Source organism: Rickettsia sp. MEAM1 (Bemisia tabaci), from assembly GCF_002285905.1.
Lineage (GTDB): Bacteria > Pseudomonadota > Alphaproteobacteria > Rickettsiales > Rickettsiaceae > Rickettsia.
On the sequence record NZ_CP016305.1, the window covers coordinates 1160002 to 1174104 of the forward strand.

Sequence of the window (14103 nt, forward strand, 5' to 3'; positions counted from 1 at the left end):
TAATTATTTATAATGAAATAAATGTCATTGCGAGGAAAAACTATAAGTTTTGACGAAGCAATCTAGTGAAAAAATCCTGAGATTGCCACAGCAGCGAAGTAGCTTCGCAATGACGTTGTCTATATTAAATATGTGCCTTTGCTTGTTCTACGATACTTGCAAATCCTTCATTGTTATTTACAGCAAGTTCTGCAAGGACTTTACGATCTATATCGATTTGAGCTTTTTTAAGAGCACCCATAAATTGCGAGTAAACAAGACCGCGCTCTCTTACCGCTGCATTTATTCTTTGAATCCACAGACCTCTGAAATCACGTTTACGATTTCTACGATCTCTGTAAGCATATTGCAACCCTTTTTCTACTTTCTCAATAGCTACTCTAAAGCAAGTACTAGCTCTACCCCTATAACCTTTTGCAAGTTTGAGGATTTTTTTATGTCGATTTTTGGAAATTTTTCCTGATTTTGCACGCGTCATTTTTTAGCTCCTTAATTAATTTGTACCATATGGAAGAAAATATTTTTTGATGTTATATCCATCTTGATCACAAAGTATCGTAGTTCCACGTAAGTTACGAATTTGAGCTTTAGTACGACGACGCATAAAATGTTTTTTACCTGCTTGAGATGCAATCACTTTACCGCTGGCAGTAAGTTTAAAACGCTTTTTTACAGCGGATTTTGTCTTTAATTTAGGCATGATTTTCCTTTAATTGGTATTTACAAGATTCGTCGGTAATATTTTAGGCATACCAAAGCCACGTTACCGATTAGAAGCTACATAATAGTTTTTTTACGATTTATTGCAAGACGTTTTTTTTAATATATGTTATAATTGCTAAGATTAATACTTATTTATTAAATATAATGTTTGGGCAGAATCCTAAAAGAGGAATATTAAAAGGTGATGGGACAGAATTACAAGTGCATTCTATTTTTAAGACTATTCAAGGGGAGGGGATATTTGTAGGCGTTCCTGCTATATTTATTAGGCTTGGAGGATGTAACCTTGCATGCGATTTTTGCGATACAGAATTTGAAGATTTTAAAATAATCAAAATAGATGATATTTTATTTAAGGTTAACTTGCTTACTTTAAATTCTAAAAACGAGCAATCAGTTAAGTTAGTAGTGATAACGGGTGGTGAGCCGATGCGTCAACCTATAGAATTATTGTGCCAAAAATTATTAAAACAAGATTTTAAGGTGCAGATAGAAACTAACGGCACGTTATATCGTTCTTTGCCGGATAAAGTATCTATAATATGCTCGTCTAAAGCAGGTAAAAACGGCTATAGCAAAATCAGAGAAGATTTATTGCCTAAAATTAGTGCTGTAAAATTTATCATTGCTAAGAATATTTTAGAGTATAGCTTAATACCTGAAATAGGACAAACTGCTTACAATATACCAGTTTTTGTTCAGCCTATGGATCAAAATGATCAAAAACTTAACAAAGAAAATAACGAATTAGCGGTAAAATTAGCTTTAGAGAGTGGTGCTAGGTTGTCAATACAAACTCATAAATTTATAGGCATAGAGTAATTACAAATATATCTTGAATTTTAGATTAATTAGTACTATTATAACCTTTTTATAAAGTTTAAAGTGTTGAAATAATGAGTGAAATATTAGAACTTGAAGCAAAGTCTCGCAATGAATTTGGTACGGGTGCAGCAAGAGCATTAAGAAGAGAGGGGCGTGTTCCTGCTATTATTTATGGTGCAAAGAAAACCCCAGTTAGTATTTCTTTAGAAGAAAAAGAAATAACAAAATATTATAGAAAGCCAGCTTTCATATCTCAGCTAATTAGTTTAAAAATCGATGGTAAGCAATATAAAGTGCTGCCGAAAGCTGTAGAATTACATCCTGTTACAGATATAGTACGTCACGTTGATTTTGTTTTTTTAGAAGATAAAACCAAAAAAATGGAAGTTCCTGTAGTATATGAAGGGAAAGAAAGAGCATTAGGCGTTAAAAGAGGCGGATATTTCAATATAGTAAAAAGAAGAGTTACTTTATTATGTGATGTTAATAATATCCCAAGAAACGTAACTATTGACGTTACTAATATGCCAATCGCTACTTCATTAAAATCTTCAAAAGTAAAACTACCAAAAGGTTGTAGCTTTACTACAAAAAAAGAATTTGTGCTTGCAACTATAATAGGACGTAGAGGAGCAAAAACTGAAGCTGAAAGCGAGCAACCAGCTGAAGCAGCAAAGTAATTTGTCATGCCGTGTTCCTATATCATTTCTGCGTAGGCTTGTTGTGTGGATAAAAAAGCACTTTCGGTGTCATCTAGTTGCTTGTCCACGGGATCCAGTTAAAAATACATAGTATTTTTTTTTGAGAGCTTTAGTTAGCAAATCGCTTTTATTGCATAGCTCTTAATGTCATCCTTGTGAAGTGTTGTTGCTTGGATACTAAGTCGTCATTGCGAGCGAATGAAATGAGCGTGGCAATCCAGAAAAAATAATAAAAAATGCTATAAGTTAGCATTTTTTACACTTCCTTGCTTCGTCAATTACTTCGTAATTTCTTTAGCTCAGACGGAAAAACTGACCCATGCGGGGCAAGCCTTAAGCGGAAATGACCACATAGGAGTAAGATTCGCACAAGAACAAAATACGCACATCCTCATTCTATTTCAAATCATATATATCTTTAAAATTTTTCAAATAAAACGAGTATAATATTATGATGCTTATTATTGGTCTTGGTAATCCAGGTAAGGAGTATGAGCATACAAGGCATAATATTGGTTTTATTGCTTTAGAAAATATAGCAAAACAATGTGATGCATCATTTAGTGTAAAGAAAAAATTTCATTGCGAAATTGCTGAAAGTACTAATAGTGGGCAGAAGCTAATATTTATAAAACCTACTACTTACATGAATTTATCGGGTAAGTCGGTGATAGCAGTAAAAACATATTATAATATTCCTCTTGAAAAAATCTTTGTTATTCATGATGATATTGATTTAGAATTGGGTAAAATAAAGTTTAAAACTGGTGGTGGAAATGGTGGACATAACGGTTTAAAGTCCATTGATGGAATTATAGGAAATAATTATAACCGTATTAGAATTGGTGTTGGTAGACCGCAACACAGTCAGGATGTAGCTGATTATGTGCTAAATAACTTTCCTAAATCTGAATATGTACTAGCAGAGCAGGCTATAGATAAAATAACCGATAACTTTGATTTGATATTAGAAAATAAATTAGAAGAGTTTAAGAGTAAAATGGTTTAGGTTTTATCACGTGGACAAGCCGGCATTGCTCGCATGGACACAAAATCGTCATTGCGAGGAAAAACTGGCATTGTTGCATGGCTCTTATGTCATTCCCGCGTAGGCGGGAATCCAGCATAAAGTCCCTACGTCATACTAGCTAGCTCGACCGCGGTATCTCAGGACATAGGCTGTGATAAAAGACCCCGTAATCAAGTCACGGGGTGACAGTATAGTTAGCTGGATTCCCGCCTCCGCGGGAATGACATCGTACGTATTTTTTGATCCATACAGTAACACCTAGCTTATGCGGAATGATATATTAGCTAAAACAAATAAAAAAAATTATGACCCAAGATTTTGAAATTATATATGCCGAAGAAATGGATAAAGCATATTCAGCTATAATTTGGGATGCTTTTAATAAAGATGCACGAGAGAAAAAAGGCTTAATAGGAGATTTATAATCCTTTTCATTTTCTTTGTTAGATCAAGATAAAAATTTTATTGCAGGGATCGGTGGTGTGAGTTTGTGGGGTAGTCTGTACATTACTTCATTATTTGTGGATGAAAATCATAGAAATCAAAATTACGGAAGTTTATTAATAGAAAAAGCTGAAAATCTAGCACGTGAACGTGGTTGTACTTTTATACATCTATCGACTATGGACTTTCAAGCGAAACCATTTTATGAAAAATTAGGATATAAACTTGAATTCACAAGATGCGGCTATGAGAAAGATTCAGTTTCATATCATTTAAGGAAAGATTTATGACATTAAAATTAGGAATTGTGGGTTTGCCAAATGTTGGTAAATCAACGTTATTTAATGCCTTGACTGCAAGCGTGGCAGCTGAAGCTGCTAATTATCCGTTTTGTACGATTGAACCAAATAGTGCCGTTGTTTCAGTACCAGATGAGCGTTTACACAAGCTTGCCGCACTTGTAGGAAGTAAAAAAATTATCCCATCTTATATCGAATTTGTCGATATTGCAGGTCTTGTTAAAGGTGCAAGTAAAGGGGAGGGGCTTGGTAATAAGTTCTTGTCAAATATTAGAGAAGTAGACGCAATATTGCATGTGTTACGTTGTTTTGAGGATGAAGATGTAACGCACGTACATAATAAGGTTGATCCGATTCATGACCTTGAAATAATTGAGGTGGAGTTAATACTTGCCGATATAGAATCGGTGGAAAAGCGACTCGCTACAAGCGAAAAACGTTTGAAATCAGGCGATAAGACTTTAGCAGAGCAGATAGAATTATTAAAAGAAGTTTATAAAGTGTTAGCCGATGGTAAGCCTGCAAGAGTGCTAAATAAAACTTTTGGAACTGATAATCTAAAGCAGTTACAGCTGCTTACCTCTAAGCCTGTTCTGTATGTGTGTAATGTGCTTGAGAAAGACGCAGCGAGCGGTAACGAGTTTACAAAATTAGTAGCAGAACAAGCAAAAAAAGAAGAAGCTAAAAGCGTTATTATTTCCTCAAAAATAGAAGCAGATATTGCTTTGCTTGAAGATGAGGAAGAGAAGAAAGAATTCCTAAATAGCATTGACCTTGAAGAAACAGGCTTAAGTCAAGTAATTAAAGAAGGGTATAATCTCTTAAATCTGAAAAGCTTTTTTACGATTGGTCCGAAAGAAGCACATAGCTGGACTTTTAAAGACGGCATCCTTGCACCTGGTGCTGCGGGTATTATTCATACCGACTTTGAAAAAGGTTTTATTAGAGCGGAAGTAATAGGTTACGCAGATTATATAAATCTCGGTAGCGAAGCAAAAGCCAAAGAAGTAGGAAAAATGCGACTAGAGGGTAAAGAATACAAAATGCAGGATGGGGATATAGTACATTTTAGGTTTAATATATAAATACTTAAAGTATTATTTGCTCTACTTGAAAAATTGACGTTATCATCTTTGTAAATCGTCGGATGCTCACATATTAAGTAACTGCTGCCACTCCTCGGCTTATAGGCTCATAGCTCTTTTCCAAGTTGAACTAATTAATTATTATATGTGATATGGTAAAAGAAGTATTAAGTAGGGAAAATATTAAACTTCATCAAATGTTTCCGTTAATAGACGAGGCACCGTCAAGTTAAGGGAGGTATAAATTAAGTATTGAGCAATTACAGGGAATGATTTATAGAATAGCAGTAACAATTTATCCTAGATTTTACCGCTATGCATATTACTCAAGCCCCGAATAGACATCGTTTTCCAGCAAGCATTATTAGCCATACAGTATGGTTATATCATCGCTTTAATAATAGTTACCGAGATGTTCAAGAGCAGATGGCTTATCGAGGTATTATATTAAGTCATGAGACTGTAAGGTTTTGGTGTTATAAGTTTGTAGTTTATTTTCAAGATGTTATTAGTAAGAGAGAGCGAAAGCCAACTGATAAATGGCATTTGGATGAGATGAATATCAAGATCAAAGGTGAAGTATTCATATTATGGAGAGCTGTTGACTCTGAGGGACATGAATTAGAAGTATTACTGCAGAAGCGTCGTAACAAGAAATCAGCTATTCGCTTTTTATCAAGATTATTGGGTAATTATCCATGTCCAAGGGTTATTGTGACTGATAAGCTAAAAAGCTACATTAAACCAGTTAGGTATATGTGTCCTAGGACTAAGCATCGTACCGATAAAAGACTAAATAATCGGATTGAGAATGCCCATCAGCCAACTAGGAGAAAAGAGAAGATACTGATTAAATTTAAGCATCCTAATTCAGCACAATGTACATTATCACTGATGGGAAAAGTCAGAAATATATTTGCTGTAAATGTTGGAAGATATACTAAAACAGCATCTGAGCAAAGAATTGCATTTGCGTCCGCTAAATCCATTTGGGATGAAGCTACTCAAAGACTTCTTGCTGTCTGAAATCTAAAAATATAGTACTTTGTGACACTAATTTACTTAACTTGACGGTGCCGATATAACCATACTGTATGGCTAATAATGCTTGCTGGAAAACGATGTCTATTCGGGGCTTGAGTAATATGCATAGCGGTAAAATCTAGGATAAATTGTTACTGCTATTCTATAAATCATTCCCTGTAATTGCTCAATACTTAATTTATACCTCCCTTAACTTGACGGTGCCTTATGAAAATAAAAAGAGATATCAGTGCAGAAATTCTACAATCTATTAAAGATATTAAAGCAGGAAAAGGGCTAACTCAAAAAATAGAAACCAAAACTGATATAATAAATATTAGGAAGCATTTACATCTTTCTCAAATTGATTCTAAATTATAACCTCACCAGAACCTAGCTAACTTAAATTCAGGATCTAATATAAAGATAGATAAAATTACTATTATCTCTTTTAAAAAACCTTTTTTCTTGAACATATTTATAATATATTAGATACGTATATTCAAACGTATGAGGACATAATGAAAAAAAATCCAAAAATCTCATTAATAGGAAGCGGTAATATAGGTGGAACGCTTGCTCATTTAATCAGTCTTAAAAACTTAGGTGATATAGTATTATTTGATGTGGCTCAAGGGATTCCACAAGGCAAAGCTCTAGATATAATGCAAGCAAATACCTTAGCAGGTTCTGATATCAAAATTAAAGGCACAAATGACTACAAAGATATTGAAGGGTCAGATGCAATAATTATCACTGCCGGTTTGCCTAGAAAACCTGGCATGAGTAGAGACGATTTAATTAGCGTCAATACTGGTATTATGAAAAGCGTTGCAGAAAATGTTAAAAAATATGCTCCTAATGCTTTTGTAATAGTAATTACCAACCCGCTAGATGTCATGGTTTACGTGATGCTGAAAGAAAGCGGCTTGCCACATAATAAAGTCATTGGTATGGCGGGCGTACTTGATTCCTCAAGATTTAACCTTTTTCTTGCCGAAGAATTTAAAGTATCAACTAATAGCGTTAGTAGCATAGTTCTTGGCGGTCACGGTGATGCTATGGTACCGCTTGCTAGATATTCTACTGTGAAAGGCGTACCTATACCTGACTTAGTAAAAATGGGGTTATCAACTAACGAACGTATCGAAAAAATAATTGATCGCACTAGAAATGGCGGTGGCGAAATCGTGGCACTACTTAAAACAGGATCAGCTTATTATGCCCCTGCTGCTTCTGCTGTAGAAATGCTTGAATCTTATTTACAAGATAAACGACAAATTCTAACCTGTGCTGCTTACTTGCAAGGCGAATATGGCGTAAAAGATTTATATGCTGGTGTGCCAATTATTATAGGCAAAAATGGCGTAGAAAAAGTAATCGAGCTGCAACTAACTACCGATGAGCAAGCTTTATTTGATAAGTCAGTAGACGGCGTTAGAAAGTTGATTGAAGTGGTGAAGTAATTTAATTCTTAATTTAAACGGCACCGTCAAGTTAAGTAAATTAGTGTCACAAAGTACTATATTTTTAGATTTCAGACAGCAAGAAGTCTTTGAGTAGCTTCATCCCAAATGGATTTAGCGGACGCAAATGCAATTCTTTGCTCAGATGCTGTTTTAGTATATCTTCCAACATTTACAGCAAATATATTTCTGACTTTTCCCATCAGTGATAATGTACATTGTGCTGAATTAGGATGCTTAAATTTAATCAGTATCTTCTCTTTTCTCCTAGTTGGCTGATGGGCATTCTCAATCCGATTATTTAGTCTTTTATCGGTACGATGCTTAGTCCTAGGACACATATACCTAACTGGTTTAATGTAGCTTTTTAGCTTATCAGTCACAATAACCCTTGGACATGGATAATTACCCAATAATCTTGATAAAAAGCGAATAGCTGATTTCTTGTTACGACGCTTCTGCAGTAATACTTCTAATTCATGTCCCTCAGAGTCAACAGCTCTCCATAATATGAATACTTCACCTTTGATCTTGATATTCATCTCATCCAAATGCCATTTATCAGTTGGCTTTCGCTCTCTCTTACTAATAACATCTTGAAAATAAACTACAAACTTATAACACCAAAACCTTACAGTCTCATGACTTAATATAATACCTCGATAAGCCATCTGCTCTTGAACATCTCGGTAACTATTATTAAAGCGATGATATAACCATACTGTATGGCTAATAATGCTTGCTGGAAAACGATGTCTATTCGGGGCTTGAGTAATATGCATAGCGGTAAAATCTAGGATAAATTGTTACTGCTATTCTATAAATCATTCCCTGTAATTGCTCAATACTTAATTTATACCTCCCTTAACTTGACGGTGCCGTTTCTTCCTTAATATCAATATTTATGCCTTGCTTAAAAGCTTTATCAAAAAGAAGCTTTAATTTATCTTGTTCGTTTATTTCGCAATTATCAAGTGCATCAAATAAAATTTTTGGTGTAATAGGTGAGGTTGAATTTAAAATATTGTCTAGGTAATTTGAAACTTGATTTGTTTCAGTATCATTTTTTGAAAACATAAAATACCTATTATTTACAAAATAATAAATACATTATCAACTATTAATGTCCCCCTTCGGGGATCAAAAATCCCTCGCCTTTAGGCGAAGGGAAGATATAATGAAATTGCTTTAGCAATGAATTTATATCAAGAAATGAGAAGTTATAGAAAGAATAGTCATAGTCAGTATGATTTAAAAGTGCATCTTATATGGATACCAAAATATAGGAAGAGAATATTGATAGGCAAAGTATCGGAAAGGACTAGAGATTTACTGAGGCAGATTTGTATGGAACATGAAGTACATATAATTTCAGGGAAAATATCATGTGATCACGTACATATGTTTATCTCATATAAGCCGCAAATATCTCTTAGCAAGTTAGTGGTGAACCTGTGAATGATGATCGATTTCTAATCGATTCCACTTTATAACCCCTCAGCTTATAGCTGAGGGTTGTTTAGTTATCAAGTTAATATTTTAGAATTTTTTTAAGATATTACGTATTTTACAATAAAATACAATTAGCCTTTAATTTTTAATTATATTTTTAAAAACAATAAATTAATACTAGATTAATTGGGATATGGTTATTTTTATCTCATTCTTAGCAATCAACTTAATTGTAGGAATGTATTATAGCCGAGGAATTAAGACTATAAAAGAATATGCAGTTGGAAGTAGAAATTTTTCTACTTCTACGATTGTTACGACTATTGTTGCTACTTTTATTGGAGGTGGCGTTTTTTCCTTAAGCCTTTCTAAAACATATACAGATGGGTTGTCATATATATTTTTAAATATAGGAAAAATATCAGCTTTCTTTATAACGGCATATTTTTTTGCTCCAAGAATGGCAGAATTTTTAGGAACTTTATCTTTATTATCAAACAAATCTTTATATAAAATTAAAAGTTGTTTATAATTAGGGACTACACGAATTAATGTTTTAAGTGGTTCAGTAGGTTTATATGTATATATTAATTTTTTAATATTATTGGTACATGTTTCTAGGGTAAGAGGATTAGAACAAGTAATTAATGATTTTGTTAAATGATGATTATTGCTACAAATATTCTGTATCCAATAAAATTTTTAGATCCTCTTCATCATAAAATGTACTAGCAATATACAAATAGTGCTGTATCATTTCATCAGTTATATTACCTGAACTGACTGCCATATAGCCCCTAGCCCACAAATGAGTAAATTCTTGCAATAAAATTCTTGAGCTAATGCCTTTTAAATACTGTACTAACTTGCTAAGAGATATTTGCGGCTTATATGAGATAAACATATGTACGTGATCACATGATATTTTCCCTGAAATTATATGTACTTCATGTTCCATACAAATCTGCCTCAGTAAATCTCTAGTCCTTTCCGATACTTTGCCTATCAATATTCTCTTCCTATATTTTGGTATCCATATAAGATGCACTTTTAAATCATACTGACTATGACTATTCTTTCTATAACTTCTCATATTTCTTGATATAAATTCATTGCTAAAGCAATTTCATTATATCTTCCCTTCGCCTAAAGGCGAGGGATTTTTGATCCCCGAAGGGGGACATTAAAAAGTAGTAAATTACGCCCTTTATCTATAAGAGTGTTTGACTCTGGAAGGCTATAATCTTTAAATAAAAAATAATGAGTTTCACATTCTTTAATTGGGGGCTGCAAAACTTTTTCTATGAGTATTAGATCTTTTCCATGAAAATCATCCTGTTTTATTTGATATTCAAATTTCGGTATACTAATATTTAGTATATCAGACTTTAAAAGATATAATTTTAATATCTCTTTTATGGCTTGTACTCTACTTAATTTTAGATCAGGCAAATCTAAAATATGAATATTTTTTAATAGGAAATTAACCTCTGCTGAATTCTTAAATAAAGATTTTGATAATTTTATTATATTTTCTTTATTCGGTTGCAGAGGATAATCTTCTATTAAAAAATTATATAAATTAGCAAAAAACCTAATTCGCAGTTTCATAAGCTTGTAGAAATAGTTTCATCTCTTCTACGTTACTTATATTACTCAATTTAAATGGATAGTTGATTTTTCTAAGCATATTTGTTAGCACATTTCCTGTTCCTATTTCTACTATATGGGTGATATTTAGCGTGTTAAATAGCTCTAAAGTCTCACGCCATCTAACTCGCCCGCATATTTGTAACACCAGATTTTGCTTAATTTCTAGAGGATCTAACACAGGCTTTGCAGTATAATTTTGAATTACTGGTATTAGCGGTTTGTTAATTACGCTATTATCAAGTGCTATTCGCATTTTTTCTTCTGCTGGCTTCATTAAACTACAGTGAAATGGAGCACTAACTTTTAGCTTTATTGCTTTATAGCCTGCTTCTTTAACAAGATTGATAGCGTGATCAACAGCTTCCACTTTACCGCTAATTACAATCTGTCCTTCGATATTATCATTTGCTATTTCGCATTTGCTTTCTTTAACTATTTTCTCAAGCTTTTCGATAGATATAGCGATACAAGCAGCCATAGCTCCGATATTTGGAGGGCAGGCTTCCTGCATAGAGCTGCTACGTGTATGCAATAATTTTGCGGCTGTTTCAACGCTGATGCTTTCGACAGCACATAAAGCAGAGTACTCACCTAAAGAGTGACCAGCAACATAATCGCATAGCTGAGCTACATTTTTGTTGGTCTCAGCTTTGATAGCATTAATTATTGCCATGGACACAGCCATTAATGCCGGCTGTGCATTGGTAGTTAATGTTAGCTCTTCCGAAGTAGAGTTAAAAATTATATCGGTAAGTTTTCGGTTTAGTGCTTCATCGATTATTTGAAAAGTTTCTTTTGCGGATTCAAAATTATCGTAAAAATCCTGGCCCATGCCAATGGTTTGCGACCCTTGACCTGGAAAGATAAAGGCTGTTTTCATATTTTATATTATTGTTAAGATTGAGTTTATTAATAAATGTTATGAATTTTTTCTGAAATAGTCAAATTATTTTAATACCTTAAGTAAACTTTTATATGATTATTAACTATTAGTAGAAAATATAGTTTGATTATTTTCAGCTTAATTATATAATGAATGCATCATAAGTAAATGGTATTGTTGTATAGGTCAAGAATTGTCATCAATGTCATTCCCACGTGAGGCTTGCTTGCGTGGATTTTTTCCGTCATTGCGAAGAGGCTTTGTTGCGTAGATCGGAAAACGCCCTCGGTGTCATGCCGTGGCTTGACCACGGCATCCAGAAAATAATAAAAAATACTAATTTTATTAGTATTTTTTAGCTGGCTCTAGTTCATAAATCACGGGATGACAGGGGAAAATGATCCACGCAACAACGCCTTGCGACGAACAAAGCTTTGCTGCAATCTTGTGAAACTTCCTGAGATTGCTTCGTCGAAACTTTCAGTTTCTTCTCGCAATGACAACTTTTTATTATATACAACAAAACATCAAGTAAATAGGGAGTTAAGTATGAGGTTAAGTAAAGCATTTGTAGACTTTTTAATAAAGCTTCCTAAGGACCATAGAGAATTTAAAGATTATTTTGCACAGGAAGAAAAAAATATTGAGTTTTTTAAAAATATTAGTGATAAAAATCAGCTAATTGAAATACTTACATACTCAGGACATTACAGTCAAATAAAAGAAAACATTCAAGAAATAGAAGCATATTTATTAGGGCAATATAATTATGGATGTAGTGGAGTGTAAGTTTTTAACTATTTTATAACGGAGGTTTAGATGAAACTGCAACAAAAATTTGAGTCATTAGAGTCCACAGCTTTTGGCGAATGGCTTGCTAAATTTCAAGAACTTTTTTCGCCGGAAGAACTAAAGCAAGATATAGAAAAAATTCAACCAAATGAGCTAAAAGAATATTATAAAAAGATTAGTGAGCTTAAAGATAAAAGAATGAAGCTTAATTATGAGCTAATACCTACAAACGAGATAAGCAAAAAATGTTCCCTGTAAAGCATTACTTATTCTATCAAATAAGGTGATAGAGGTTAAGGATAATGTAGTAGCTACCGACGGGGATGTACGAAGAGTGGATAAATATAAAGCCAATATTAATTCATCATTTATGGAATAATTATCTTCTGAAATTAGAAAAGGATAAAGGTTATAACCCAGCTGAGGCTGTCAAAAAGGTAGTTGATATAAATAGATTGGTTAAAAAGTTTGAGCAATCTTCAAATAAAGAATATCATAATAATTTCAAATTAGTAGAAGAAGGAACAAATAAATTATTAGATTATATTGATCATTTACCTCAAGAAGTGCCACTTACCGGTCAAGAAGAATCGCATATTATAGCACATATGTAATATTTAAATAGGGCTGTAAATTATGTCAGATTTTATAACTGATACGAAATTATACGAAATAGCGATTGCTAATAAACAGCATGTAGAAGATAGACGTGACGAGATAAATAATTACTATATTTCTTTATTTGCGGCTCTTGTTGCATCTATACCATTTATTGAAAAAATCACTACGAATGTTGCCGAGTGCAATACTAATTTAGAGCAGAAATACAATAAGCCGTTTATAACAAATATTGTAAGGGATTTAGAGCGTAGTAAAACCCCGCGAAGAATCACTAAACATCAGTTAGTTATACCTTACACTTTTATATCAATTTTTTCTTTAATTATCATATATATGTTTGGTCGGCACCGTCAAGTTAAGTAAATTAGTGTCACAAAGTACTATATTTTTAGATTTCAGACAGCAAGAAGTCTTTGAGTAGCTTCATCCCAAATGGATTTAGCGGACGCAAATGCAATTCTTTGCTCAGATGCTGTTTTAGTATATCTTCCAACATTTACAGCAAATATATTTCTGACTTTTCCCATCAGTGATAATGTACATTGTGCTGAATTAGGATGCTTAAATTTAATCAGTATCTTCTCTTTTCTCCTAGTTGGCTGATGGGCATTCTCAATCCGATTATTTAGTCTTTTATCGGTACGATGCTTAGTCCTAGGACACATATACCTAACTGGTTTAATGTAGCTTTTTAGCTTATCAGTCACAATAACCCTTGGACATGGATAATTACCCAATAATCTTGATAAAAAGCGAATAGCTGATTTCTTGTTACGACGCTTCTGCAGTAATACTTCTAATTCATGTCCCTCAGAGTCAACAGCTCTCCATAATATGAATACTTCACCTTTGATCTTGATATTCATCTCATCCAAATGCCATTTATCAGTTGGCTTTCGCTCTCTCTTACTAATAACATCTTGAAAATAAACTACAAACTTATAACACCAAAACCTTACAGTCTCATGACTTAATATAATACCTCGATAAGCCATCTGCTCTTGAACATCTCGGTAACTATTATTAAAGCGATGATATAACCATACTGTATGGCTAATAATGCTTGCTGGAAAACGATGTCTATTCGGGGCTTGAGTAATATGCAT

The 14103-nt window shown here is 33.2% G+C and carries 22 protein-coding genes; 14 read left to right on the top strand and 8 right to left on the bottom strand.

Annotated features, from left to right (window positions below; all coding sequences use genetic code 11):
* Nucleotides 1-124 precede the first annotated feature (124 nt).
* Entirely contained in the window at nt 125-478 is a 354-nt protein-coding gene (gene rplT, locus BA173_RS06330; protein ID WP_016947701.1) for a 50S ribosomal protein L20, read from the bottom strand.
* 15 nt (nt 479-493) lie between these two features.
* Complete coding sequence (rpmI, locus tag BA173_RS06335; RefSeq protein WP_016947700.1) at nt 494-700, bottom strand: 50S ribosomal protein L35; 207 nt, start codon at nt 698-700, stop codon at nt 494-496.
* Nucleotides 701-867: 167 nt separating this feature from the next.
* On the opposite strand from rpmI, the gene BA173_RS06340 reads away from it, so the two are divergent.
* The 8 genes from BA173_RS06340 (at nt 868) to mdh (ending at nt 7596) form a co-directional block, all read left to right on the top strand.
* Entirely contained in the window at nt 868-1545 is a 678-nt protein-coding gene (locus BA173_RS06340; protein WP_016947699.1) for a 7-carboxy-7-deazaguanine synthase QueE, read from the top strand.
* Nucleotides 1546-1619: 74 nt separating this feature from the next.
* Entirely contained in the window at nt 1620-2228 is a 609-nt protein-coding gene (locus BA173_RS06345) for a 50S ribosomal protein L25/general stress protein Ctc (protein WP_068041320.1), read from the top strand.
* Nucleotides 2229-2700: 472 nt separating this feature from the next.
* On the top strand, nt 2701-3258 hold the full coding sequence (pth, locus tag BA173_RS06350; RefSeq protein WP_068041325.1) for an aminoacyl-tRNA hydrolase: 558 nt from the start codon (nt 2701-2703) through the stop codon (nt 3256-3258).
* A 461-nt stretch (nt 3259-3719) separates the two neighbouring features.
* Entirely contained in the window at nt 3720-4013 is a 294-nt protein-coding gene (locus BA173_RS08615) for a GNAT family N-acetyltransferase (protein ID WP_232505918.1), read from the top strand.
* Nucleotides 4010-5107, top strand: a complete 1098-nt coding sequence (gene ychF, locus BA173_RS06360; protein ID WP_068041333.1) for a redox-regulated ATPase YchF — start codon at nt 4010-4012, stop codon at nt 5105-5107. The genes BA173_RS08615 and ychF overlap by 4 nt, the downstream gene beginning before the upstream one ends.
* Before the next feature lie 315 nt (nt 5108-5422).
* Nucleotides 5423-6133: an IS6 family transposase gene (locus BA173_RS06365; protein ID WP_095568243.1), complete on the top strand. Its 711-nt coding sequence runs from the start codon at nt 5423-5425 to the stop codon at nt 6131-6133.
* Nucleotides 6134-6279: 146 nt separating this feature from the next.
* Complete coding sequence (locus BA173_RS08850; protein ID WP_257789545.1) at nt 6280-6405, top strand: hypothetical protein; 126 nt, start codon at nt 6280-6282, stop codon at nt 6403-6405.
* A 246-nt stretch (nt 6406-6651) separates the two neighbouring features.
* Nucleotides 6652-7596, top strand: coding sequence for a malate dehydrogenase (mdh, locus tag BA173_RS06375; RefSeq protein WP_016948025.1), 945 nt, complete (start codon nt 6652-6654; stop codon nt 7594-7596).
* 71 nt (nt 7597-7667) lie between these two features.
* Here mdh and BA173_RS06380 read toward each other — a convergent pair whose 3' ends face one another.
* Together BA173_RS06380 and BA173_RS06385 are read right to left on the bottom strand one after the other, a co-directional pair.
* Nucleotides 7668-8378: an IS6 family transposase gene (locus tag BA173_RS06380; protein ID WP_095568243.1), complete on the bottom strand. Its 711-nt coding sequence runs from the start codon at nt 8376-8378 to the stop codon at nt 7668-7670.
* An 82-nt stretch (nt 8379-8460) separates the two neighbouring features.
* Nucleotides 8461-8673: a hypothetical protein gene (locus BA173_RS06385; RefSeq protein WP_095568328.1), complete on the bottom strand. Its 213-nt coding sequence runs from the start codon at nt 8671-8673 to the stop codon at nt 8461-8463.
* 135 nt (nt 8674-8808) lie between these two features.
* Here BA173_RS06385 and tnpA (BA173_RS06390) point away from each other — a divergent pair, with 135 nt between their 5' ends.
* A complete protein-coding gene (gene tnpA / locus BA173_RS06390; protein ID WP_232505910.1) occupies nt 8809-9054 on the top strand; it encodes an IS200/IS605 family transposase in 246 nt (81 codons plus the stop codon).
* Nucleotides 9055-9241: 187 nt separating this feature from the next.
* Nucleotides 9242-9580, top strand: a complete 339-nt coding sequence (locus BA173_RS06395) for a hypothetical protein (protein ID WP_068945249.1) — start codon at nt 9242-9244, stop codon at nt 9578-9580.
* A gap of 141 nt (nt 9581-9721) precedes the next feature.
* Here BA173_RS06395 and tnpA (BA173_RS06400) read toward each other — a convergent pair whose 3' ends face one another.
* Genes tnpA (BA173_RS06400) through fabD form a run of 3 tightly spaced genes read right to left on the bottom strand, consistent with a single transcriptional unit; the run spans nt 9722 to nt 11581 of the window.
* Complete coding sequence (tnpA, locus tag BA173_RS06400) at nt 9722-10141, bottom strand: IS200/IS605 family transposase (RefSeq protein ID WP_157738099.1); 420 nt, start codon at nt 10139-10141, stop codon at nt 9722-9724.
* 53 nt (nt 10142-10194) lie between these two features.
* Nucleotides 10195-10659 (bottom strand): hypothetical protein, encoded by a 465-nt coding sequence (locus BA173_RS06405; RefSeq protein ID WP_068041610.1) that lies wholly within the window; start codon nt 10657-10659, stop codon nt 10195-10197.
* Nucleotides 10643-11581 carry an ACP S-malonyltransferase gene (gene fabD, locus BA173_RS06410; RefSeq protein WP_016947828.1) on the bottom strand — a complete coding sequence of 313 codons (939 nt, stop codon included), beginning with the start codon at nt 11579-11581 and terminating at the stop codon, nt 10643-10645. The genes BA173_RS06405 and fabD overlap by 17 nt, the downstream gene beginning before the upstream one ends.
* A gap of 387 nt (nt 11582-11968) precedes the next feature.
* Between fabD and BA173_RS08020 the strand changes: the two genes are divergently transcribed.
* The 4 genes from BA173_RS08020 (at nt 11969) to BA173_RS06425 (ending at nt 13360) form a co-directional block, all read left to right on the top strand.
* A complete protein-coding gene (locus BA173_RS08020) occupies nt 11969-12373 on the top strand; it encodes a hypothetical protein (RefSeq protein ID WP_143548574.1) in 405 nt (134 codons plus the stop codon).
* Between the two features lie 30 nt (nt 12374-12403).
* The gene (locus tag BA173_RS08620; RefSeq protein ID WP_016948029.1) at nt 12404-12634 is read left to right on the top strand and encodes a hypothetical protein; all 231 of its coding nucleotides are present in this window, start codon (nt 12404-12406) and stop codon (nt 12632-12634) included.
* Nucleotides 12635-12699: 65 nt separating this feature from the next.
* Nucleotides 12700-12990 (top strand): hypothetical protein, encoded by a 291-nt coding sequence (locus BA173_RS08625; RefSeq protein WP_016948030.1) that lies wholly within the window; start codon nt 12700-12702, stop codon nt 12988-12990.
* A gap of 22 nt (nt 12991-13012) precedes the next feature.
* Entirely contained in the window at nt 13013-13360 is a 348-nt protein-coding gene (locus BA173_RS06425; protein ID WP_016948031.1) for a hypothetical protein, read from the top strand.
* A gap of 32 nt (nt 13361-13392) precedes the next feature.
* Here the strand turns inward: BA173_RS06425 and BA173_RS06430 are convergent, their stop codons facing one another.
* Nucleotides 13393-14103 carry an IS6 family transposase gene (locus BA173_RS06430; protein WP_095568243.1) on the bottom strand — a complete coding sequence of 237 codons (711 nt, stop codon included), beginning with the start codon at nt 14101-14103 and terminating at the stop codon, nt 13393-13395.